A 22,689-nucleotide genomic window follows, 5' to 3' on the forward strand; every position below is an offset into this window, starting at 1 on the left:
TTTTTAAAAGCGATAAGAGGAATGTAGACCAAAAAAATACAGAAGTCGAACCTAGATAGAGAATGAGAATTGTAATCAAACCTTACTTGGTAATTATTCTCATTTGTATGTATAATCGACATAAATACCGTTTCTTTTTTAGGATCAGTTGCAGTGCGTTTGTCAGAATTGAAAGTGAAGCAGACTGCTATTATTACTAAAGTTAATCGAACATTAGCCGATAATTCAAGTCAACCCGATCTCGTTGCGAGTCGTTTAGAAACCTTAGGTTTTGTGCCTGGTACAACGGTGCAAGTGATTACCAAAGGTATTTTTGGTGGCGATCCAATTTTAATTCAGGTTGGATTTACCCGTTTTGCCTTGCGTAAAATCGAAGCGGCACGTATTGAAATTGATCAAAATTTACAAGGAGCTTCCGCATGAGCGAAACTTTACGAGTTGCTTTAGTCGGGAATCCTAACTGCGGTAAAACATCACTTTTCAATCATTTAACAGGAACACGTCAAAAGGTTGCCAACTATGCAGGGGTAACCGTTGAACGTAAAGTTGGGGCATTTACTTTACCTTCAGGGCGAGCTGTACGTGTATTGGACTTACCTGGTGCTTATAGCTTAAATGCAACCAGTCCAGATGAAGCAATTACTCGTGATGTAGTTATGGGTAAAATTGCGGAAGAACAAGAACAACATGCTTTTTTGTGTGTGGTGGACGCAACCAACTTAAAGTTACACTTGGGTTTAGTGCTTGAAATTATTGCACAAGGCAAACCGATTCTACTTGTATTGAACATGATGGATGAAGCGCGCCGTCGTGGTATGCAAATTAATGTTGAAAAGCTTGCACAGCGTTTAGGTGTACCAGTCGTTGAAACTGTTGCTGTGCGTAATGCGGGTATTGAAAACCTGATGAGCGCACTTGATCAAGAAAAATTCCGTATCCCAGATGCTGCATTAAGTGATGTGATTTTGACGGGTTCAAATCATGACAAAGTCACACAGATCTTAAAAGATGTAGTGATTTTTGTTGATCACGAAGACAAGCGTACAGACTTTCTGGATAAAATTTTCTTGCATCCTGTTTTGGGCTTAGCAAGTCTTGCGTTGATGATGTTTGTGGTTTTCCAAGCAGTGTTTGCGTGGGCAGAACCCATCATGACGCTGATTGAAGATGGATTTGCATGGTTAGGTGAATTTGTCGGTCAATTTATCTCAGCGCCATTGCTCAATAGCCTTGTGGTTGATGGTGTGATTGCCGGCGCAGGTGGTGTGGTCGTATTCTTGCCACAGATTTTGATTTTGTTTTTCTTTATTTTGGTTTTGGAAGAATCAGGCTATCTACCGCGTGCAGCATTTTTGTTAGATAAATTAATGTTTAAAGCGGGTTTAAGTGGCCGTTCATTTATTCCATTATTGTCTAGTTTTGCCTGTGCTGTACCTGGCATTATGGCGACACGAAGCATTAGTGATCCACGAGATCGTTTGACCACAATTTTTGTAGCGCCGCTGATGACATGTTCGGCACGTTTACCTGTCTATGCTTTACTCATTGCTGCTTTTATTCCATCACAAACAGTATGGGGCTTTTTAAATTTACAAGGTTTAGTGCTATTTGCTTTGTATATGTCAGGTATTGTGAGTGCCTTGATTGTCGCAACGGTATTGAAGTTCTTCCAAAAAGATAAATCTGCACATGCATTGCTGATGGAACTGCCAAGTTACCGTATTCCAGATCTTAAAAGCGTTTGGATTGGCTTACTTGACCGTGCCAAAATTTTCTTAAAACGTGTCGGTGGGATCATTTTCGCTTTGTCGATTTTGTTGTGGTTCTTGTGTACGTTCCCGCAACCTCCTGAAGGTGGAACATTGCCTGCGATTGATTATTCTTTTGCAGGTATGTTAGGGCATTTGATGCAACCAATTTTTGCACCACTGGGCTTTAATTGGCAAATTTGTATCGCTCTTATCCCTGCAATGGCAGCACGTGAAGTGCTCGTTGCATCTTTAGGTGTGGTTTATGCACTTTCTGCAACGGATGAAGATGCTGTAACTCAAGGTTTATCGCAAATTATCAGCCAAGGTGATTTAAGTTGGTCATTGGCGACTGGTTTATCTTTATTGGTTTGGTTTATCTATGCACCGCATTGCCTAGCAACTTTAGCAACGGTAAAACGTGAAACAGGTTCATGGAAAACAGTTGCAGGCATGACGGCTTATTTATTTGGTTTGGCGTATTTAATGTCTTTTCTGACTTACCAAATTGCAACTCATTATTTTGGTTGATAAGACCTCACAAAACTTAAGGAGTTTGAGATGGTTGAATTATTGATGATTACAGCATTGGTGATTTGGAGTGCGATCTTTGTGTTTAAAAAGGTTTTTCCAAAATCAGCGTATTCGGTATTTTCAAAACTGGCTCAGTTGTGTAGATCGCGTGGTTGGAATGGTCTAGCCAAATGGTTACAACCTGCGATGGTTACAGGCTGTGGCGGTGGATGTGGTTGTTCAAGTAGTGACGCACCAGCACAGAAAAAAGTTGAAGTCCAAGCCGTAAAATGGAAATAAAAACTTAAAATATATCGAAAGCCATTCTCATATTAGGGTGGCTTTTTTATGCTGAGAATACAAATGAAAAATAAAGTGAATGATTTTGGGATGTAGTTTGTAACGGAGTTAAATTTAGATATTGCACCGATTATACCGAAAGCGCTTCAGAGTAAATAAAAAAATAAAGCGATTTAAATATATTGATTTGTGATGCAGGTAGATCGATGCTACACAGATCTGATGCAATAAAATATGACAGTTTTTTTACGCACTGACACAAAAAATTATAGATAAAGTGAAAACATAAAAAGCTTTCAAATCTGCAAAGTGCTAACATTTTGCAAGTTTCAAAATTTACTCTGAGTGGGACAAAAATGTTAATTCAACGTGGTGGCTTAAAAGTCGTTGCTGGTCTAGGTATTTCGGGTGTTTCAGCAGTTAATTTTTTATATGAAAAAGGCTACCGCGTTGCAGTAACGGATTCACGTGAAGTTCCGCCGGGGCATGACAAAATTCCAAGCGATGTGCAAACCAGTTTTGGGCATTTTGACCAAGACTTATTATTACAAGCCGAAGAAATCATTATTAGCCCAGGGCTTGATCCAAAGCTGCCAGAAATTCAAGCTGCAATTGCGCAAGGTATTCCTGTCATTAGTGAAATTCAGGTTTTACGCCGTGCAACAGATAAACCCATTGTGGCGATTACTGGCTCAAATGCCAAAAGTACAGTAACCACTTTAATTGGCTTAATGGCACAAGAGGCAGGGGTGAAAGTCGCTGTTGGTGGCAATCTTGGTCGTCCTGCATTGGATTTAACGCATGATGATCCTGATGTTTATATTTTAGAACTTTCAAGTTTCCAACTTGAAACGACTTCTAATCTCAATGCTGAGGTTGCAGTTGTGCTGAATATGAGTGAAGACCATTTAGACCGTCATGGTGATATGTTTGGTTATCACGCAGCAAAACATCGCATTTTCCAAGGAGTTAAAAAAGTTGTATTTAACCGTGATGATTCATTGACTCGTCCTTTAGTCCCTGATGTTACACCGATGCAAAGCTTTGGTTTAAATGCACCTGATTTAAATCAATACGGTGTTTTACGTGATGATGATGGCACCATGTGGTTGGCACGCGGTCGTGAGCGTTTATTGAATAGTGCAGAGATGTATATTCAAGGGACGCATAATGTAGCTAATGCTTTGGCATGTTTAGCATTGGGTGAAGCGATTGGCTTAGCTTTAGATAAAATGTTAGCAACCTTAAAAACCTTTAAAGGCTTAGAGCATCGTTGTGAGTTTGTTAAAGAGGTCAATGCTGTACGTTATTATAACGACTCCAAAGGCACCAATATTGGGGCAACTTTGGCAGCAATTGATGGTTTAGGTGCGGCAATTGAGGCGAAAGGTGGCAAAGTTGCCATCATTTTAGGTGGTCAAGGCAAAGGACAAGACTTTACTGCATTACGTGAATCTTTAACAAAATATGCCAAAGTTGCGGTGCTGATCGGTGAGGATCGTCCTATTATTGAAAAAGCCATTGAAGGAACTACAACACTTCTACACGCCGAGTCTTTACAAGAAGCGGTAGAATTGTGCCAGCAAAATACCCGTGCAAACGATGTCGTTTTACTTTCACCCGCATGTGCAAGTTTTGATATGTTTACAGGCTATCCTGAGCGTGGTCATCGCTTTGTAGACTATGTAAATGCACTAAACTAAAAAGAATCATAAGGATAACAGTATGGCTGGGTTAGCTCAGACAACAGTCAATAAAATTACAGCGGTATGTGAGCGTTGGATTCCAAAGCTTCCTGCGGAAATCACACCACGTAATTTACTTATTTTTTGTGTCATTTCACTGTTGTGTCTTGGCACAGTAATGGTGGCTTCGGCATCTATGCCTTATGCAGAGCGTATGCATGAAGCCCCATTTCATTATGTGATTCGTCATGCAATTTCGATTGTAGTGGCGGCGGTTGCAGCAACGATTACCTATCGTATTAGTTTAAATGTATGGTTTAAAAACACTTTTTTACTGTGGTTTATTACCATTCTTTTGCTTGCTGCAGTCCTTGTGGTCGGGACAGAGGTCAACGGTTCGACACGTTGGATTCGGATTGCAGGGTTTACCCTACAGGCAACGGAAGTTGCTAAAGTCGTGATGATTATTTTCACTGCCGATTATGTGGTGCGCCGTTCGACTGAGGTGAAATACGGTTGGTCAGGTTTCTTTGTCTTGAAGAGCTGGAAAGGGCTTGGGCGATTGGCGGTGGTGATGGGGCTGACCGTATTGTTGATTCTACTTGAGCCTGACTTAGGGGCAACAGTGGTGATTGTTGCTTCAATGCTGGGAATTTTCTTTCTTGCAGGTGCTCCAGCCATTCAGTTCGGGATTGCATTTGGGGCAATTATTGCCGCATTTATCTTCTTGATTATTTTTGAGCCTTATCGTTACGACCGTCTGATGTCATTCTCAAATCCTTGGGCAGATCCATTAGGTACAGGTTATCAATTGTCTAATGCTTTGATGGCATTTGGTCGTGGTGAATGGACGGGTGTAGGTTTAGGACACAGTATCCAAAAAATGTCATATTTGCCTGAAGCACATACTGACTTTATGTTGGCGATTTTAGGTGAAGAATTTGGGTTCTTTGGCATTTCGACTGTTTTAATTTTGTCTTTTGGTATGCTGTTTTGCTGTATTCGCATCGCACATCGTGCCTTGAAACATCAATACTTACGCGCAGGTTATTTGGCATATGGTATTAGTATTATTTTCTTGTTACAGATTTTGGTGAATGCAGGGATGAATATGGGGATGTTGCCAACCAAAGGTTTAACGTTACCCTTTATTAGTTATGGTGGTTCATCACTCATCATGTGTGCGGTCATGATCAGTTTGATTTTGAAAATTGATGCCACAACCCGAGTGACCAATCCAAGCAAAGAAGAATCGAGTTTTTAAATTTGATTTTGTGTGGTTAGATTAAAAAAATGGTGCTATGAATTAATGTTCTAGCACCATTTTTGGCATATGCGTACCACAATTTTGACACACTAAAGCGTTTTGTTTGGGCTTGGACACAGGAAAAATTCGAATAAAAAATAATGAAAAATAGCTGCGTTGAGTCTGTATTTCATAAGTAGTATGTATCTTACACACGGGACAGAGAAATTGTCCTTGATCGGTTTTGATGGTTTTGGGCGAGATTCCAAAGATAAAGAACATCATGCACCTCAAGCAAATAAGCAGAATAATGACTTCAATATAACGATTTTTTGTTTAAAAAACGAGCATTGTTATTTTATTTGAAAATGCCTTGAATCTCAGTACCTTTCGGAATACGTTGCACATCCCATTGTGCGCTTGCTTGAGCGAGCATTTTATGGGGTTGGTCTAGATCTACAGGTAATTGACCTAAGGCAGAAATTGCCTGTTGTAGGAGTTGTGGTGCTTGCTGAATATCGAGTGCTTGGGCTAAATTTTGCTTAGACAGTTTTTGCCCTTGGTCATTCATTGCTAAAGGCAGATGCAGGTATTGTAATTGCGGATAGCCAAGACATTGTCTTAGCCAGATTTGCCGTTCAGTATTATCTAAAAGGTCGGCACCACGTACCACATGGGTGACACCTTGCAAATAATCATCGACGACTACGGCGAGTTGATAATTAATGATGCCATCACGACGTTTTAAAACAAAATCACCTAAATCCTTTTGAAGATTTGAACAATGCTGACCTTGTAAGTGATCTGTAAAACAAATGATTGAATCTGAAACTTTGATCCGAATGGCTTGATCTTGGAAAGCTAAACCTTTTTCTCGACAAGTGCCTGCATAGATATGATTGGAACCCAATATTTTGCGAGTACATTCACAGGCATAAACCAGGTTTTTTTGTTTAAGTTGTCCAATAACAGCTTCATAAATATCTAAACGATCTTTTTGATAAATGATCTTTACATCAGACTCAAATTCAAAAGCGTCTAAGCATTGCAGAATATGTTGTTCACTGTTGGGATAGATCCGTGGAATATCTGTATCTTCAATACGGACGATCCACTGACCATGGTGTGCTTTGGCATCGCAGTAACTCGCAACTGTGGTAATAAGTGACCCAAAATGCAAAGGGCCGGTTGGCGATGGTGCAAACCGACCCACATAAGCCATCCTATTATCCGCCTCCTTTTTTAAAGGAGGGGTTAGGGGAGGATTATTGAATAGCATAATTAACCGTTATTCTGCTTCTCTTTGATTTCTGCAAGCGTTTTACAGTCGATACATAAAGTGGCAGTTGGACGTGCTTCTAAACGACGTAAACCAATTTCGATCCCACAAGTTTCACAGAAACCATAATCATCATTTTTAATCGCTTCAATTGATTGCTCAATTTTACGAATCAATTTACGCTCACGGTCACGGGTACGCAGTTCAATAGCAAATTCTTCTTCTTGTGTTGCACGGTCATTGACGTCAGGTAAAGAAGAAGACTCATCTTGCATGGTATTTAAAGTACGGTCTACTTCAGACATTAACTCAGCTTTCCATGCAAGTAAAATACTGCGGAAATGCTCAAGTTGCCCTTCAGACATATATTCTTCATTTTTCTTAGGCTGATAAGGCTCAATACCAAAAAGACTTGCAGTGCTCCCGCCTTCAGTCGCTTTGGGCTTGGTTTTACGTACACGTTTTACAGACTTGTCGTCCAAAACATCGGTTTGTTCGTCCAAGACTTGGTTTTGGTTGTCATTCGCCATAAAGGGCATTCCTCATCATATACGTATGGTTATACGTAAAAAATATGGTGATATGCAAGTATTTTTATCGCTACCGATAGAATGCTGCTATCGGGGGTCGTCATCATATAGACTTTTTCACTAAGATGAAAGCAGTCAAGCTTGCTATTTCGAACTCAAACTCCATTTGAGGTGGAATAACTTAAAGCAAAAATAGCAAAATGAAAAGTTAATAACCTGAAATTTCGTTATTTATTGTTTGATTATAATCTTTTAAGCGAAATATAGCGCTTTCAAATTGCCCATCAGATTTTAAATGTAAATAACGGTAACCAGGTGCAGCCTCATCTAAGGCAAAATTTTCACTTAAAGGCTTAAACTGTGCACAGGTTGCAGGTGTCGATAAAAACTGGATATTGTTCCAGACATGAATCGACTCCTGATGGACATGCCCAAACAATACTGCTTTAATATGGGTAAATTGTGACAACAACGTGGTAAGTTGATCGGTATTTTTAAGTTTGTGCTGATCAATCCACTGTGAATGCATCTCAAAAGGATGATGATGACAGGCTAAAATCACAAATTTATCTTGAGTTTGTTGCAGCAAGTGCGTTAAGTGAAGCAGTTGTTCAGTCTGAATCCAACCATCCACTTGTTTGGGAACTGCACTATTGAGCAAAATAAAGCACCAATCGCCTATTTCTACACATGCAGGTTCAGGAAGAGGCATTAAAAAAGGAAATAAGCTGAGGTCATCATGATTTCCTGGAATTTGGAAAAAAGGAATGCCTAAGCTCTGCATATACGCTTGATAGCGTTGATAGGTTTCAGTCGTGGCTTGCTGAGCTAAATCACCTGTATGTACAATCGCATCGATATGTGGATGTTCTTGTAAGATTTGTGCAATCACAGCATGAAAATTTTGTTCGGGTGAAATACCAATAAAATGCTCATTGGGGTCAGTCATCAAATGTGTATCTGAGATCTGAATAATAACAGGCTCACGATTTTTCGAGTTGATCTGATATGTGGACATGTCGATCCCTCTATAACGTATTCAACGATGAAATGTGTTGTTTTAACCATTGTAATGCGATAATAATCGGCGCATTACACAGACGACTTCCCGTCAAAAGCTCATCCAAAACAGCATAATCTAAAATATGCAGTTGAATATTTTCCCCTTCATCTGCGACACCAAAAATACCACCTGTCTCAGGCAGTTCTGCTTGGGCAGTGTAAAGATGGAAAATTTCATTACATGCGCCTGCGGATGGGTAAAAACTAAAGATATGGTGTAGTTGACTGAGTTCACAGCCTGACTCTTCTAGACTTTCTCTACGAATGCAACTTTCAGGGGATTCATCAGCATCAAGTACCCCTGCAATAATTTCCAGTTGCCAAGGTGAAACAATATCGTCCATTGCCCCAATACGAAACTGTTCAATTAAGGCAAATTTTTGTTGTTGATCATTATAAATCAGTACACCCGCAGCTTCTTTGCGTTGAATGAGCTCTCTTTGAATCGTCGGTGTATAGGTATTTTTTTGAAATAAGCGATGTCTTAAACTAACTTTTTCGACACGTATAAAACCTGAATACAATATGTCACGAGATTGTATTTCAACATCTTGATGAGAGTAAGTCGCACGTTGGATAATATTCATGTATGAAAAAATTAGGATGAAACGTAGTCGTTCCATCCTAACGGAGAATTGATTAAAGACAAATCATTTTTTAAAGCTTTAAACTTTATGGTACAACTTTTGTCCATGTTCCTGATAAGCGGTTTTCATGGCAGCGAGACCTGCTTCAACATCAGGATTCACTTGAGTATTTTGCTCAACTTTATCTTGATTTTGTGCATAATCACGCACATTTTGCGTAATTTTCATTGAACAGAATTTTGGACCACACATTGAACAGAAGTGCGCTGATTTGTGCGCTTCTTTAGGCATGGTTTCATCATGCATTGACCGAGCTGTATCAGGATCCAAACTTAAATTAAATTGATCTTCCCATCGGAACTCAAAACGTGCTTTAGATAAAGCATTGTCACGAACCTGCGCACCCGGATGACCTTTGGCAAGGTCGGCAGCGTGTGCCGCAATTTTATAAGTGATGATACCGTCTTTCACATCTTTCTTATTCGGTAGGCCCAAATGCTCTTTCGGAGTCACATAGCAGAGCATCGCTGTGCCATACCAACCAATCATGGCTGCGCCGATTGCCGAAGTAATATGGTCATAACCTGGTGCAATATCAGTTGTCAGTGGACCAAGCGTATAGAATGGTGCTTCTTGACAAACTTCAAGCTGCAGATCCATATTTTCTTTCACCATATGCATAGGCACATGTCCTGGACCTTCGATCATCACCTGTACGTCATGTTTCCATGCACGATGTGTGAGCTCACCTAAAGTACGTAATTCAGAAAATTGAGCTTCATCATTGGCATCTTGAATACAACCTGGACGTAAACCATCACCTAGACTGAACGATACGTCATAGGCTTTCATGATTTCACAGATTTCATCAAAATGGGTGTAAAGGAAGTTTTCTTCATGATGCGCCAGACACCACTGTGCCATGATAGAACCACCACGAGACACGATGCCTGTTAAACGATTTGCGGTCATTGGAACATAACGCAATAACACACCTGCATGAATAGTAAAGTAATCGACACCTTGCTCAGCTTGTTCAATCAGTGTGTCCTTGAATATTTCCCAAGTGAGGTCTTCAGCTACACCATCGACTTTTTCTAAAGCTTGGTAAATTGGTACAGTTCCAATCGGTACAGGTGAGTTACGAATAATCCATTCACGAGTTTCATGAATATTTTTACCTGTCGATAAGTCCATGATGGTGTCAGCTCCCCAACGGGTTGCCCATGTCATTTTTGACACTTCTTCATCAATCGATGAACCCAATGCTGAGTTACCAATATTGGCATTAATTTTCACCAAGAAATTACGTCCAATAATCATGGGTTCGCATTCAGGATGGTTAATATTGGCAGGAATAATGGCACGACCTTCGGCAACTTCTTTACGCACAAATTCAGGGGTGATTTCCATCAGATTACGTGCACCAAAGTTTTGTCCTGCATGTTGACGCATATCTACGCCTTCACGCTGACGCTGATTTTCACGAATCGCAATGTATTCCATTTCAGGGGTAATAATGCCTTGTTTGGCATAGTGCATTTGAGAGACATTTTTACCTGCTTTAGCACGACGAGGTTTTTGAATATGCGCAAAGCGAATGTCTGCAGTACGAATATCTTTTAAGCGTTCCTGACCAAAAGCAGACGTTAAGGTGTCGAGGCGTTCTGTATCTGCACGCTCCTCAATCCATGTTTCGCGAACATTGGGTAAACCTTTATTCAGGTCAATCTGTACATTAGGGTCGGTATACACGCCTGAAGTGTCATAGACCATGATGGGTGGATTTTTTTCACCGCCTAAGCCTGTTGGCGTATCGGTCAGTTCAATTTCACGCATTGGGACTTGGATGTCAGGACGTGAACCTTGGATATAGACTTTTTTAGATGCAGGTAAAATACGAGTCAGATCTTTAGCTTCTTGCTCATGTTGTGCAAGTTGATCGACAGGGGATAGATTCGTTAATTGGTTCATTGCAATGATCCTTATGAATGACATCAACGAATCAAGCACGACCAAAAACAGGGGGCAGTGACATCTATTTTCTGGCTATCATTTACATTTATGTCTGTAAATTCAGGTATTTCTACAAAAATAGTGAAACTTTTTGCTGCAGTTTTTAGGTGGGCTTGATTCCTACGCAGGTTTTAACCTGATCAGGTTCAACGGTACTCATCTTCATTAGATGATCTCAGCGAGGGCATACTCGCGCTCCGTCAAGCGATGCCACGATACTAACATGACATGTCGAAAAAAACATCTAGATTTAATGGCATGGTTAAGGGGTGTCATTGCATAAAGCATACTGATGACAATCACGGCGATCATTGCGTGGTTTTAAGTTCATGTATTGTTTTACAAAATCATATGCTTGTTGTTCGTCACTTAATGTTGTTGCTGGCTCGGCCAATGCTTCAGCATAAAATTGTGCACTGAGCACGAGCGGTGTATCAGGTTGTCTACTTAGCCAATCGAGGGCTTGTTGGGTTTCAGGCTGAATGGTGAAATGATGCTTAGAAAAGCTAAATGCAGGTGAATTCTCTGAGCCGATAAAGATCAAATACTGATACTCATTCAATAATAATTCAGCATCTTTAATATACCTACTCTGTGGATATTGTTTGATATAGTTTTCCCAAAATAATGCACGTTCAGCAAGCGCCTGACCTGAAATCGCAATGGCTGCATCTGAATATAAAATATCGGCATTGTCCTTTGCCATGCGTTGTATAAAAACCGCTTCGGCTTGAGGTAAGTAAGCAGCAAACATATCTACTGTATATTTCGGATGTTGTTTAAGTTCAAAATAACCTTCACCTACATCTAGAAATTGAATGTATTGTTTACCCACTTGATCCATTAAATATTGATCGCGCTGTGGTAAATTTTTCTTGATCGTTGCAGCATCTCCCTGTCCTAAATCTTTTGCATTGTCAGGGTAAAATAGAGCATAACCATAGGCATTTAGCCCTTGCATCGATTCATCCCCTGAAGATGTTGTTAAAAAACGCTGATACATCAAATTTGTGCTTTCAAGCAGTTGATAAATTTGTGTATGGTTGAGGTTTTTTATACATTTTTTCAGTGTGCTATTGGTCACTGCAAGTTGTTGAATCGAACTTTTTTGATCAATTTGAGACAGAATTGCTTTGGTGTCAGAAAAACAATCCACAGTTGTTAATATGTGCTGTACTTTTTCTTGTGTTATGTCAGGTTGTTCTGTTGCCTGATTTTTTTGCTGACAAGCACTGAGCGTCATACAACAGAGCAGGGAAGAAACTATTTTTTTCATGAAGTTGGCTTTATTGTTAAATCTATGAATTTAAAAATGGAAGTCGGTTGCAAAGACCGATTTGATGAGCATACCTAAAATCAGATGAATGAAGAACATTTTTGCTTAACAAAATATAGATCAGTTAGTTATCTGGTGACATACAAATAGAATCATTAAAACAATCACGACTTTTCGGCGTTAGACTCACATTTTTTAAATTTAAAAACTGATTGAGCTGTGCCACAGCCAATTGATGAGGATCATTTTTGACTTGATTGTATTGGGAGGCTGGCAACACAATTTTCTCTAAGCGTTGTTCAGGTGTCATGTTGATGTATTCAACAAATTTATGCGCCTGCTTGGCTAAAGTACTGTCATTTTGTTGCGATAACGCTTCTATTTCCAACCAAACCGATGCTGAAATGTCACTCGCGTCAATATACTGCTCTGAAACAGGAGATGTTTCTAAACCCTTGAATAATAAAGCCTGATAAGTTTGAGCTAAATATTGTGCATCTTTTAAATAATGACTTTTGGGATAACTTTGAATATAACTTTCCCAAAAAATAGCCCGTTGAACAATTTCACTTGGCGTAATATTCAGCTTTTGATTTTGCAATAAGAGCTGACCATTTTGTTCTGCTAAATGTTCAATAAAAACACGTTCTGCTTCTGGTAAATAAGGTGCAAAGACCTTCGCTAAATATTGTGGGTTACGGCGATAAAAAATTTGTTTTGGACCTTGGTCAACCAATTCAATATAGGCTTGTCCTTGATGCCGAATTAAATATTGATCTCGAATATTTAATTGTTCGAAATGATTTTGTTGAATGGTTGGGTAGTCTGATTTACCCAATGCATAACTTTCAAAGGCAAGTTGCTGGGTAGCGGTACGTTCAATTTTTAAAAATTGCTTATACATTTGGTTGGACAAATCAATTAACTCTTTTTGCTCGTCCCATGCCATTAAAGGTAAACATAAACGAATATCTTGATTGACTTGCTCAATCGCTAAAGCGGTACGCTGAGCATTCATTGCCAACATTTCTTTTTTTAAATTTTCACAAATTAATGTCAAATCAGGTTGTACTTTTTCTGATTTAGGTGCTTCTTTGGTTTCAACTGCCATTTCGGGTTCAGGTTTTTGGCATGCTGAAAGTACAGCACACAGGCTGAATACAATACTCAATGACTTTAGAGGTTTAAGTGAGCAATTAAAATTCATTTGATCATGAAAAACAGAACAGTAGGGAGATTTGATAGAAGCTATTTTCACCTAAATTAGGCTGAAAGAATGAAATATTTTGTAGTTTTGTGCAGCGAATACGTTAATTATTTACATCTTTTAGCGCATAAAGGCTGTATTTTGACAATAGCAGTTTTTAGATGACTTCATTGTAAGATACCATTAAACATTACTTTATGATTGGTACTTTGAAAGACATGCTAAACCCTAAGTATTTTATGACATTTTAGTCTGAAATATATGAAATTTACTATGTCGCAATGATGCTCAATATTTTAAAGTTGTCATCAAAACTTCATAATATGTATGTTTAAATACGCCAATTTCATTCATGTCATTTTACTTGTTGTGGAGTAAGCACCTTGAGTCTCAATAATCCTGCCTTAGGGCATCACATTTCTTCACAATTTAATGAAGATTTACAAGGTGTAAATACTAAGTTTATGACAATGGGGGGATTGGTTGAACAGCAAGTGGCAAATGCAATTCATGCATTATTAGATACCAATGCGAATTTAGCCATTGATGTACAATTTCAAGATAATGCAGTCAATCAATTTGAACGTGAAATTGATGAAGCTTTGACACTCATTTTGGCGCGCCGTCATCCTGCTGCAATTGATTTACGTATGGTGATTGCCATGAGTAAAGCCAATACTGATTTAGAACGTATTGGTGATGAAGCCGCTAAAATTGCTCGGATTGCACAAACTCTATGTGAAGAAGGTCAGTCACCACGTGGTTATATGGAAACCCGTCATATCGGTAACCAAGTGCGTGTGATGATTCATGATGCATTGGATGCATTTGCACGTATTGATGCAGAGCAAGCTTTAAAAGTCTTGTTGGCGGATGCAGATATCGATCGTGAGTATCAATCAGCTACACGTACCTTGATGACTTATATGATTGAAGATCCCCGTCATATTAGTCGTGTGATCAATGTCATGTGGGTTTTACGTTCACTCGAACGTATTGGGGATCATGCGCGTAATATTTCAGAGCAAGTCATCTATATAGCAAAAGGCTTTGATGTGCGTCATACTAAAATTGAAGAAATTGAAGAAAAAGTACAAGGTAAATAAGCCGTTTAAATTTTGATATTTTTACAAGAGCCTTAGCGAAAGTTAGGGCTTTTTTATGTTAAAAATAATGTTGTGATAGTGTATTTGAAAAAATTGAGACAAAAAAAATTCCTAGATTTTTGGGGGAAAATCTAGGAAAGAAAACAGAAATATTCTGGAGAATATTTATCTAATGGATTGTCTTGGGGAAACAATGTTTCATTAGCTGATGTGATTATAGTATAAAAAAAAACTGCAACAGTCATGATGACTCCTGTGTATTGAATGTAAAATTGCATTTCAGCGTGTAATTAAAAATCCTAAATTGACTCCGTGGGTATGTTTTATAATCATTTTTTTGTAAAATTCGCTGAAATATCTGAGCTTTATTTTATCCAAAATAAGTATATTATTGATCTCTCAGTCAATTTTTTATGGCATGGCTTAATTTCATAATAAAAGATTATCAATGCGATTGAGTTTGTTTTTAAATTAAAATTTATTTACCTGTTTGAAACTGATTTGGCAAAACATAAGACGGAACATAAAAAAGAATCCCCAAATATGGAGATTCTTTCATATTAAAGTCTATGTGGACTTCATTCTTGTCTTGAATGTAAAGAAAGCAGTGTTTTTTACTCAGGTTTTAACCCTTCAGCTTTTTCCAATGATTCATCATTGTTAAAGAATTTTTCACGTTGTTCTTCGAGAAACTTTTTCGCATCAGGTTCAAACACATTTAAACGTTTTTCATTGATTAACGTGGTTTGGTGTTTTAACCATTCTTGCCAAGCTTGCTTCGAGATAGTGTCAAATAGTTCTTGACCCTTTGCACCAGGAAAAGGTGCAAAGTCTAAAGCGTCCATTTCTTTTTGATATTTACGGCAAAATACTTGTCGAGACATATCAATACTCCAATTGACCTAAAGTTAAACTTAAAAAAATTAAGCGTACAGTTTTTCCAAACGTGTATAAGCACGTTGAATGGCAGCTTCAACTTGAGCAGGTGCAGTACCACCAATGTGATTACGGGCATTGACTGATGCTTCAAGGGTTAATGCTTTTTCAAATACATCTGCTTGAATCAAGTCAGAGAATTGTTGTAGTTGCTCAAGTGTGAGTTCAGACAAGTCTTTGCCTTCTTGCACGCCTAACGCCACCGCTTTACCGACAATTTCATGTGCGTCACGGAACGCAACGCCATTTTTAACGAGGTAATCAGCCAAATCTGTAGCAGTTGAGAAGCCACGAAGCGCCGCTTCACGCATGATTTCAATGTTCGGTACTAATGCAGGAATCATGTCAGCAAATGCCATCAATGAACCACGCACTGTATCAATTGCATCAAACAATGGTTCTTTGTCTTCTTGGTTGTCTTTGTTGTATGCCAACGGTTGGCCTTTCATAAGGGTCAAAAGACTCATCAAGTCGCCATAAACACGACCCGTTTTACCACGGATCAACTCAGGTACATCTGGGTTTTTCTTCTGTGGCATGATCGATGAACCTGTACAGAAACGGTCAGGAATATTGACAAATTTAAACTGTGCAGATGTCCAAAGGATCATTTCTTCAGACATACGCGACAAATGCATCATGATGAGTGATGCGGCAGCATTAAATTCAATACCAAAGTCACGGTCAGATACAGCATCAAGTGAGTTTTCACATACTGCTTCAAAACCTAAAAGTTCAGCCGTATAGGCACGCTCGATCGGATAGGTTGTTCCTGCAAGTGCTGCAGAACCTAAAGGTAAACGATTGACACGTTTACGGCAGTCAATAAGACGCTCAGAGTCACGAACGAGCATCTCGAACCACGCCATCAAATGATGACCAAAGGTTACAGGCTGTGCTGTTTGTAAATGGGTAAAGCCCGGCATAATGGTGTTGGTGTTTTGAGCAGCTAAACCTAAAATACCTTTTTGTAATTTTTCAAGTAATTGTAAAATGGCATCAATTTCATCACGTACATATAAACGGATGTCAGTTGCGACTTGGTCATTACGGCTACGTCCAGTATGAAGTTTTTTACCAGTAATACCAATACGTTGAGTCAAGCGTGACTCGATATTCATATGCACATCTTCAAGGTCGATGCGCCATTCAAATTGACCTGCTTCAATCTCAGCTTTAATGGTGTTTAAACCATTGATAATGTCGTCACGTTCTTGTTCTGTTAAAACACCTACTTTTGCAAGCATGGTTGCATGCGCAATAGAACCAGCAATATCTTGTTTATAAAAGCGTTGGTCAAATTGAACAGATGCTGTAAATTCAGCAACAAAAGCATCAGTTGCTTCAGAAAAACGACCGCCCCACATACCCGAAGTTTGGGCTTGTGACGGATTTGAGGAATTAGAAGATGTGGTCATGTCGGCTCATTTAAAAAAGCAATAGAACTGGAAAATAGTATAGCAAATTCAAGCTTACTTTCCGCAGCGCAGTAACATGAATCTGGTTTAAATATGCAAAATGCTCAAAATCGTCCACATTTTTTTAGCAAAATTAGCCAATGGCAATATTTTATTGAGCTGTTTATTGGCAGTAATGTCCTGGCACTTGTCTTGGCTTTGGCGGAGGCGCAAGCATGGTCAGATTTACAATTTAGTCATGTGATTCAATATGTTTTATATATCAATTGGATTTTATTGGCATTTACGGCTTGGGTTGATTTTTTCCAAGATAAACTCAAAAAAATGAGCGATTTAAACGCAGCAATTTTCGGTTTTATCTTGCTTGAGTTGATTGTTTTTATCACCACGATTGTTTTAAATTGTGTGCTGTATTGGGGAGCGAACTTTTCTTTAACGCATTTAACCGCGGCTATTGTTTTTGAACATATTATTTTACATCTGAGTTATGGGGCGCTCTTGGGCGCATTTTGTTTGCGTTATATTTATATGCGTGGGCAATGGTTAAAACAGCAAAATAGTGAATTGAATGCACGTGTACAAGCGATGCAAGCAAGGATTCACCCGCATTTTCTATTTAATAGTTTAAATAGTGTGGTGAGTCTGATTAGTATTAATCCTGACAAAGCTGAACAGATGCTCATAGATTTATCTAAACTCTTTCGGGTGAGTTTTCAAGAGTTGAAATTGGTGAGTTTGGCTGAAGAAATTGAATTATCAAAAAAATACATTAGCATCGAACAAATTCGTTTGGGTGATCGTTTAAACGTAGAATGGAATATTCAACAACCTCAATTATTAAAGCAGGTTAAAATACCTTTACTCACATTACAGCCACTCATTGAAAACAGTATTTTTCATGGTGTTGAGCAGAAGCATATCAATGCTAAAATTGGGATATTGGTTGAAATATTGCAAAATCAAGTCACTATAGTCATTACTAACCCATTTATACAGGATAGAATAAATTCAAGAGAAGGACATGGCATAGCATTGGAAAATGTGAAACAGCGTTTAAAAGCGCATTTTGGTGAATCTGTTCAATTTCGGAGCATCGCAGGCAAAGAGCGTTTTACTACAGTGATGCAGTATCAATATAAGTAATATAATGACAGAGCAAAACATTAAAAGAATGATGATGCAAAAGGAGGGAGAATGGACATCCTAATTTGTGATGATGAGCCACTTGCAGTCGAGCGATTATCACGATTAGTAACGCAATTGGGACATCATGTGGTGGCAACGGCACAGCATGGACAAGAAGCACTCGAACTTGTCGAACATTACGCACCTGATGTGGTGCTATTGGATATTCAAATGCCTGAAATGGACGGATTAGAGTGTGCTAAACAATTAAGCCAATTTGACCCTATGCCTGCAATTATTTTTTGTACTGCATATGATGAACATGCATTGCAAGCAATTCAATCTCAAGCAAAAGGATATTTGTTAAAACCGATCGCAAAGGACGATCTAAATGATGTATTGGAGAGTTTAACTAAGTTAACTCAAGCGCAAATCACTAATTTAGAAAAAAAAGAACTCATGGAAGAAAAAGTGCAAAGACAGCAAATTGCTGCAAAAACCTATCGTGGATTGGAGTTGATTCCAATTGAAAATATTTACTATTTTTTGGCAGATCAAAAATACGTCACTGTACGTCATAAAAATGGCAGTGTTTTGATTGATGAAACATTAAAAGACCTTGAGCAAGAATTTTCGGGTAAATTTATTCGTATTCACCGTAATGCACTCATTGCAATAGATTATTTGGATGGTTTGGAAATGGTTGCTTCAGGGCAATATCAGGTGCGCTGTCGTGAATTAGATGAAAAACTTGCTGTAAGTCGCCGTCATTTACCGAATTTAAGAGAGCGAATGCAGAACCTATAAAATAGAACAGATAGCTTCTGTGATAATTTTACTTGCTTTTTTAGAGCAGGAGGTTAAGTTTAGAGTGTTTAAACTGTGGCAAAGCTGAAATGATGAAGACCTTGAAAATAGCGACAAGACAAAGCCCACTTGCAATGTGGCAAGCTGAACACATTCGTGATCGTTTAGAGCAGTTGCATCCACAACTTCAAGTGGAGTTAGTGACGTTTGTGACGCAAGGTGACAAAATTTTAGATACGCCATTGGCAAAAATCGGTGGTAAAGGCTTATTTGTTAAAGAATTAGAAGCGGCTTTATTAGATGGACGAGCAGATTTAGCTGTACATTCAATGAAAGATGTTCCGATGCAGTTGCCAGAAGGTTTAGAGTTGGCAGTGATTTGTGAGCGTGAAGATCCTTTTGATGCTTTTGTGTCAAATCACTATGCAAAATTTGAAGATTTACCCCAAGGTGCAAAGCTTGGTACCTCAAGTCTACGCCGTAAATGCCAAGTATTAAAACAACGTCCTGATTTAGATGTGATTGATTTAAGAGGGAATGTTGGCACACGTTTATCTAAACTTGATGCTGAACAATATGACGCCATTATCTTGGCAAGTTCAGGTTTAAAGCGTTTAGGTTTGCATGACCGTATTCGTCATACACTTGCACCTGAGGTGAGTTTACCTGCAGTGGGTCAAGGTGCTTTAGGTTTAGAGTGTCGGAGTCATGACGAAGCAGTTTTGGACTTGATTATGCCGTTAATGCACCATGATACCAATGTCTGTGTCCGTGCAGAACGAGCTTTCAACGCCTATTTAGAAGGCGGGTGCCAAGTACCGATTGCAGGCTATGCAACCGTGCAACAGCAACAAATTCAGCTTGAAGGTCGTGTGGGTAGCCCTGATGGCCAAACACTATTGGTACAACGTGTACAAGGTGCTGAAGATCAAGCCGAGCAATTGGGTGTAGAATTGGCGAAAGCTTTACTTACATTGGGTGCGGGTGATCTACTCAAAGCACTTTATCAAGATTAATGTTATTTATTAATACCCGACCGACTGACCGTGCACAGGCACTCAGCCAAAATCTGATACAGGCAGGCATAGACACGATTGAACTGCCTTTATTAGAATTGTCTGCACACCCCTTTTCAGATGAATTAAAAGCACTCTATTCACAGCTTTTAAAAGCGCAAATGATTGTGGTGGTGAGTCCAACGGCAGTCGAAATTGGGATGAGATATTTACAACAAAGTGGTGTGCAGCTTTCACAGCTACAGCACATTGAGTGGATTGCTGTGGGGCAAATGACCGCCCAAGCTTTAGCAAAATATCAAATCAGCAGCCATGTGCCTGAAGTAGAAACTTCAGAAGGTATGTTAGGACTAAGTATTTTTGAACATGTTCAACCTCTTAGCAAAATTGCTTTTTGGCGAGGTGAGGGTGGGCGGCAATTTATGATGCAACAATGCCAAGCACGTCAGCTTGAGGTGTTGAATTTTATTTTGTATGAGCGGCATTTGCCTGCCACAAGTTTGGCACAATATCGTACTATGCTGTTAAAGCTTGATCAGATGCACCAGCCTTATGTGGTGTGTATCAGTAGTGAAGCCAGCTGGCTCAATTGGTTACAGTTAAACCAAGAAAACTTGAAGTTGGTTGATCAGTGTCATTATTTAGTTTTAGGTGAGCGTTTGTATCAAATTTTGCAACAATATAAGAAAAAAATGACAATGTGTTTTAATATCAGCACACTTCCAAATTTAAAAACGGTGACCGTATTGCAGCAGATTCAACTATTGCAAAGGAATATATGAAGAAGTTTATCCATTTCTTATTTTTTATCGCATTGGCATGGTTAGGTAAACTTAGTTACGACTTTTATCATATTTCTCAACAACTGGCTGATATTCAAAATACTTTGCATCAAAGTGAGCAAAAAAATGCCACTTTGAATGACCAAGTGGTGGCATTACAACGCGATCCCACAGTGGTAAATAGTGTACCTGCGAAAAATGTACCGAATAGTTTGCCGAGTAAAACATTAGAAATACAAAGTATTCAGCCATCTACTGTGATTAAACAACAGTTAGAATTGGTGCAGTTTGCCTTACAACAGCAACAATATATTTTTGCCGTAGAGCAATTGGTGCAGCTGAACCTGCAGGTAGAAAAATATAATTTAGCTGACTCGTTAAAAAATAGTTTACGTCAAGCGATTCAAAAAGATATACAAGCGATTCAAAAGTTTAGTCAAGCCCGAGATGTGCAGCAGGAACAGCTCAATCATGTATTGCATCAACTAGATCAAGCGATTCAAGTCGAGATTCAACAACCTCGTTTAAGTCCTGCTCAACAGAATCCTGAACATTTTTGGCAGCGTTGGTTGCAGGTACAACGTGTTGATCGTTCTGCCAATGAATTGGTGAATCGTCGTTTAATTCTAAAAGAAACTCAGCTACGTATTATTTTGGCACAAAACGCGTTATTGCGTGGCGAATATGTTGAATACCAAAATATGCTCAATCTAGTGATTCAACAATTAGATCCGTTGCCTGATGCACAAAGTCAGAAATTTAAACAAAAATTATTACAAATTAAACAAATGCCTATTTTATCAGTGCCAAAACTCAATACAACCACAGTATTGGGGGCATAAGATGAAGCAAATTTTGGGCGTCTATAGTTTTGTTGCTTTAATTCTGCTCGCTGTTTTGAGTTTGCTGAGTTATTCCTCAGGTGCTGGCTATATTTATGTTTTGTGGCGTGATATTCAAATCCAGACCAATATTTGGGTGATGGTTTTCTTCTTCCTGTTGTTGAGTTTTATGGTGCATAGCACTTGGTATTTGATGAAGCGTTATCTGAATCAAGAGCGCCGTAAATTGGAAAATACCTTTAGTTTTAGCCGTTTGCATCCTTATGAACAATTGGGTGTGGTGTGGTTACTCGAAGGTGAAAGTGAGAAACAAGAATTTATTCAAGAAGTGTTTAATCAATCTGGTTTGTTAAAAAATATTATTCAAGCTCGGTTGTTATTTCGTGCTCAGCATTATATTGAAGCGTTAACTGCTTTGGAGCAGAGCTCAACAGCAGCTTTTGAGCTCGCGGAAATACAACGCATTAAAATTTATTTGGCAGAAAATCAAGCACAGCAAGCACTGACACATTTAGAGTTTTTGAGTGGACATGAATTATCACCGTGGTTAAAGCAAGTCAGTCAAGCCTATGCGCATAAATTACAAAATTTATGGGGAGCATTTGCGATTAAATTTCCATTTGAATATTTACACTCGACGCAGTTTGCTGCCTTATTAAATGAAGAAACACAACGACTTTGGTTGACTGAATTGCTTTCTAAGCTCGAAACGGCTACAGCGAAAGAAAATGAACTGATTCAACAACGTTATCTACTTGCGGCTGAGCATTTGACAGATTTGTCTTATGAGATAAAGGTATTGTGGTTGAAAGTATTAACTCATTATCCTGAAATGAGTCAACAGCATCAAAATTTGGCATTGCAATTATTAAATGAAAAATTTGATCAGGATGTATTTTATTTATTATTCCAGCATTATTTATTACGCCAGAACCCAGATTATGAATATATTGAACAACAAATCGAGTATTTAGAAACTAAGTATTCAGGTATTCCTGTATTTGCATTTGCGAAGTGGCATATCTATAACGCTACTGGTAAAACTCAAAAAGCAGAACAATTGTTATCACTTTATCCCGATGATCCATTGATGAATTATTTGAGAATTAAGTCCACTTTAAATGGTAATGATGATTTAATTTTACAGTTAAATTCGATTTTTGAAAATGATGCAAATTTTGTGAAATTTAAAATTTAAGGGTTATATA

Annotated in this window: 21 protein-coding genes, 1 pseudogene and 1 riboswitch; of the genes and pseudogenes, 12 read left to right on the plus strand and 10 right to left on the minus strand. The window is 38.6% G+C overall.

From position 1 onward, the window contains the following. Positions 1 to 153 precede the first annotated feature (153 nt). The 5 genes from G0028_RS01885 (at position 154) to ftsW (ending at position 5,510) form a co-directional block, all read left to right on the plus strand. Complete coding sequence (locus G0028_RS01885) at positions 154 to 423, plus strand: FeoA family protein (RefSeq protein ID WP_130074496.1); 270 nt, start codon at positions 154 to 156, stop codon at positions 421 to 423. Continuing rightward, a complete protein-coding gene (gene feoB / locus G0028_RS01890) occupies positions 420 to 2,279 on the plus strand; it encodes a ferrous iron transporter B (RefSeq protein WP_174493445.1) in 1,860 nt (619 codons plus the stop codon). The genes G0028_RS01885 and feoB overlap by 4 nt, the downstream gene beginning before the upstream one ends. 30 nt (positions 2,280 to 2,309) lie before the next feature. Further along, entirely contained in the window at positions 2,310 to 2,561 is a 252-nt protein-coding gene (locus G0028_RS01895) for a DUF6587 family protein (RefSeq protein ID WP_180044936.1), read from the plus strand. A 356-nt stretch (positions 2,562 to 2,917) separates the two neighbouring features. Continuing rightward, positions 2,918 to 4,264 (plus strand): UDP-N-acetylmuramoyl-L-alanine--D-glutamate ligase, encoded by a 1,347-nt coding sequence (murD, locus tag G0028_RS01900; protein WP_174493443.1) that lies wholly within the window; start codon positions 2,918 to 2,920, stop codon positions 4,262 to 4,264. 22 nt (positions 4,265 to 4,286) lie between these two features. Continuing rightward, entirely contained in the window at positions 4,287 to 5,510 is a 1,224-nt protein-coding gene (gene ftsW / locus G0028_RS01905) for a putative lipid II flippase FtsW (protein WP_130074500.1), read from the plus strand. A gap of 42 nt (positions 5,511 to 5,552) precedes the next feature. Here ftsW and G0028_RS01910 read toward each other — a convergent pair whose 3' ends face one another. The 8 genes from G0028_RS01910 to G0028_RS01945 all read right to left on the minus strand — a co-directional run bounded on the left by G0028_RS01910 (position 5,553) and on the right by G0028_RS01945 (position 13,449). Next, on the minus strand, positions 5,553 to 5,777 hold the full coding sequence (locus tag G0028_RS01910; protein ID WP_373687873.1) for a zinc-ribbon domain-containing protein: 225 nt from the start codon (positions 5,775 to 5,777) through the stop codon (positions 5,553 to 5,555). 73 nt (positions 5,778 to 5,850) lie between these two features. Continuing rightward, positions 5,851 to 6,771, minus strand: a complete 921-nt coding sequence (gene gluQRS / locus G0028_RS01915) for a tRNA glutamyl-Q(34) synthetase GluQRS (protein ID WP_180044935.1) — start codon at positions 6,769 to 6,771, stop codon at positions 5,851 to 5,853. A 2-nt stretch (positions 6,772 to 6,773) separates the two neighbouring features. Next, positions 6,774 to 7,301, minus strand: a complete 528-nt coding sequence (gene dksA, locus G0028_RS01920; protein ID WP_130074503.1) for an RNA polymerase-binding protein DksA — start codon at positions 7,299 to 7,301, stop codon at positions 6,774 to 6,776. 208 nt (positions 7,302 to 7,509) lie between these two features. Next, on the minus strand, positions 7,510 to 8,319 hold the full coding sequence (gene cpdA / locus G0028_RS01925) for a 3',5'-cyclic-AMP phosphodiesterase (RefSeq protein WP_180044934.1): 810 nt from the start codon (positions 8,317 to 8,319) through the stop codon (positions 7,510 to 7,512). Between the two features lie 10 nt (positions 8,320 to 8,329). Next, on the minus strand, positions 8,330 to 8,950 hold the full coding sequence (locus tag G0028_RS01930) for an NUDIX domain-containing protein (protein ID WP_130074505.1): 621 nt from the start codon (positions 8,948 to 8,950) through the stop codon (positions 8,330 to 8,332). Positions 8,951 to 9,028: 78 nt separating this feature from the next. Further along, on the minus strand, positions 9,029 to 10,924 hold the full coding sequence (gene thiC / locus G0028_RS01935; protein WP_180044933.1) for a phosphomethylpyrimidine synthase ThiC: 1,896 nt from the start codon (positions 10,922 to 10,924) through the stop codon (positions 9,029 to 9,031). A 142-nt stretch (positions 10,925 to 11,066) separates the two neighbouring features. After that, positions 11,067 to 11,176, minus strand: a riboswitch (TPP riboswitch). Positions 11,177 to 11,228: 52 nt separating this feature from the next. Further along, positions 11,229 to 12,242, minus strand: coding sequence for a hypothetical protein (locus tag G0028_RS01940; protein ID WP_180044932.1), 1,014 nt, complete (start codon positions 12,240 to 12,242; stop codon positions 11,229 to 11,231). Between the two features lie 124 nt (positions 12,243 to 12,366). Beyond that, positions 12,367 to 13,449: a hypothetical protein gene (locus G0028_RS01945; RefSeq protein ID WP_180044931.1), complete on the minus strand. Its 1,083-nt coding sequence runs from the start codon at positions 13,447 to 13,449 to the stop codon at positions 12,367 to 12,369. Positions 13,450 to 13,832: 383 nt separating this feature from the next. Here G0028_RS01945 and phoU point away from each other — a divergent pair, with 383 nt between their 5' ends. Further along, positions 13,833 to 14,555, plus strand: coding sequence for a phosphate signaling complex protein PhoU (gene phoU / locus G0028_RS01950; RefSeq protein WP_130074509.1), 723 nt, complete (start codon positions 13,833 to 13,835; stop codon positions 14,553 to 14,555). Between the two features lie 614 nt (positions 14,556 to 15,169). Here phoU and G0028_RS01955 read toward each other — a convergent pair. After that, entirely contained in the window at positions 15,170 to 15,439 is a 270-nt protein-coding gene (locus G0028_RS01955; protein WP_068972953.1) for an oxidative damage protection protein, read from the minus strand. Positions 15,440 to 15,478: 39 nt separating this feature from the next. Continuing rightward, positions 15,479 to 16,909: an argininosuccinate lyase gene (gene argH, locus G0028_RS01960; protein ID WP_171457489.1), complete on the minus strand. Its 1,431-nt coding sequence runs from the start codon at positions 16,907 to 16,909 to the stop codon at positions 15,479 to 15,481. Between argH and G0028_RS01965 the strand changes: the two are divergent. The 6 genes and pseudogenes from G0028_RS01965 to G0028_RS01990 all read left to right on the plus strand — a co-directional run bounded on the left by G0028_RS01965 (position 16,900) and on the right by G0028_RS01990 (position 22,679). Next, a pseudogene (locus G0028_RS01965) lies at positions 16,900 to 18,052 on the plus strand (sensor histidine kinase). The gene argH and the pseudogene G0028_RS01965 overlap by 10 nt on opposite strands. A 51-nt stretch (positions 18,053 to 18,103) precedes the next feature. Continuing rightward, positions 18,104 to 18,841 (plus strand): LytR/AlgR family response regulator transcription factor, encoded by a 738-nt coding sequence (locus G0028_RS01970; RefSeq protein ID WP_130074511.1) that lies wholly within the window; start codon positions 18,104 to 18,106, stop codon positions 18,839 to 18,841. 92 nt (positions 18,842 to 18,933) lie between these two features. Then, a complete protein-coding gene (gene hemC / locus G0028_RS01975) occupies positions 18,934 to 19,857 on the plus strand; it encodes a hydroxymethylbilane synthase (protein WP_171457493.1) in 924 nt (307 codons plus the stop codon). Continuing rightward, positions 19,857 to 20,639 (plus strand): uroporphyrinogen-III synthase, encoded by a 783-nt coding sequence (locus G0028_RS01980; RefSeq protein ID WP_180044930.1) that lies wholly within the window; start codon positions 19,857 to 19,859, stop codon positions 20,637 to 20,639. Before hemC ends, G0028_RS01980 begins: the two co-directional genes overlap by 1 nt. After that, positions 20,636 to 21,481 (plus strand): hypothetical protein, encoded by an 846-nt coding sequence (locus tag G0028_RS01985; RefSeq protein ID WP_174493435.1) that lies wholly within the window; start codon positions 20,636 to 20,638, stop codon positions 21,479 to 21,481. The genes G0028_RS01980 and G0028_RS01985 overlap by 4 nt, the downstream gene beginning before the upstream one ends. A 1-nt stretch (position 21,482) precedes the next feature. Further along, entirely contained in the window at positions 21,483 to 22,679 is a 1,197-nt protein-coding gene (locus G0028_RS01990; RefSeq protein WP_180044929.1) for a heme biosynthesis protein HemY, read from the plus strand. Positions 22,680 to 22,689 lie beyond the last annotated feature (10 nt).

This window comes from Acinetobacter piscicola (assembly GCF_015218165.1).
GTDB classification, from domain to species: domain Bacteria; phylum Pseudomonadota; class Gammaproteobacteria; order Pseudomonadales; family Moraxellaceae; genus Acinetobacter; species Acinetobacter piscicola_A.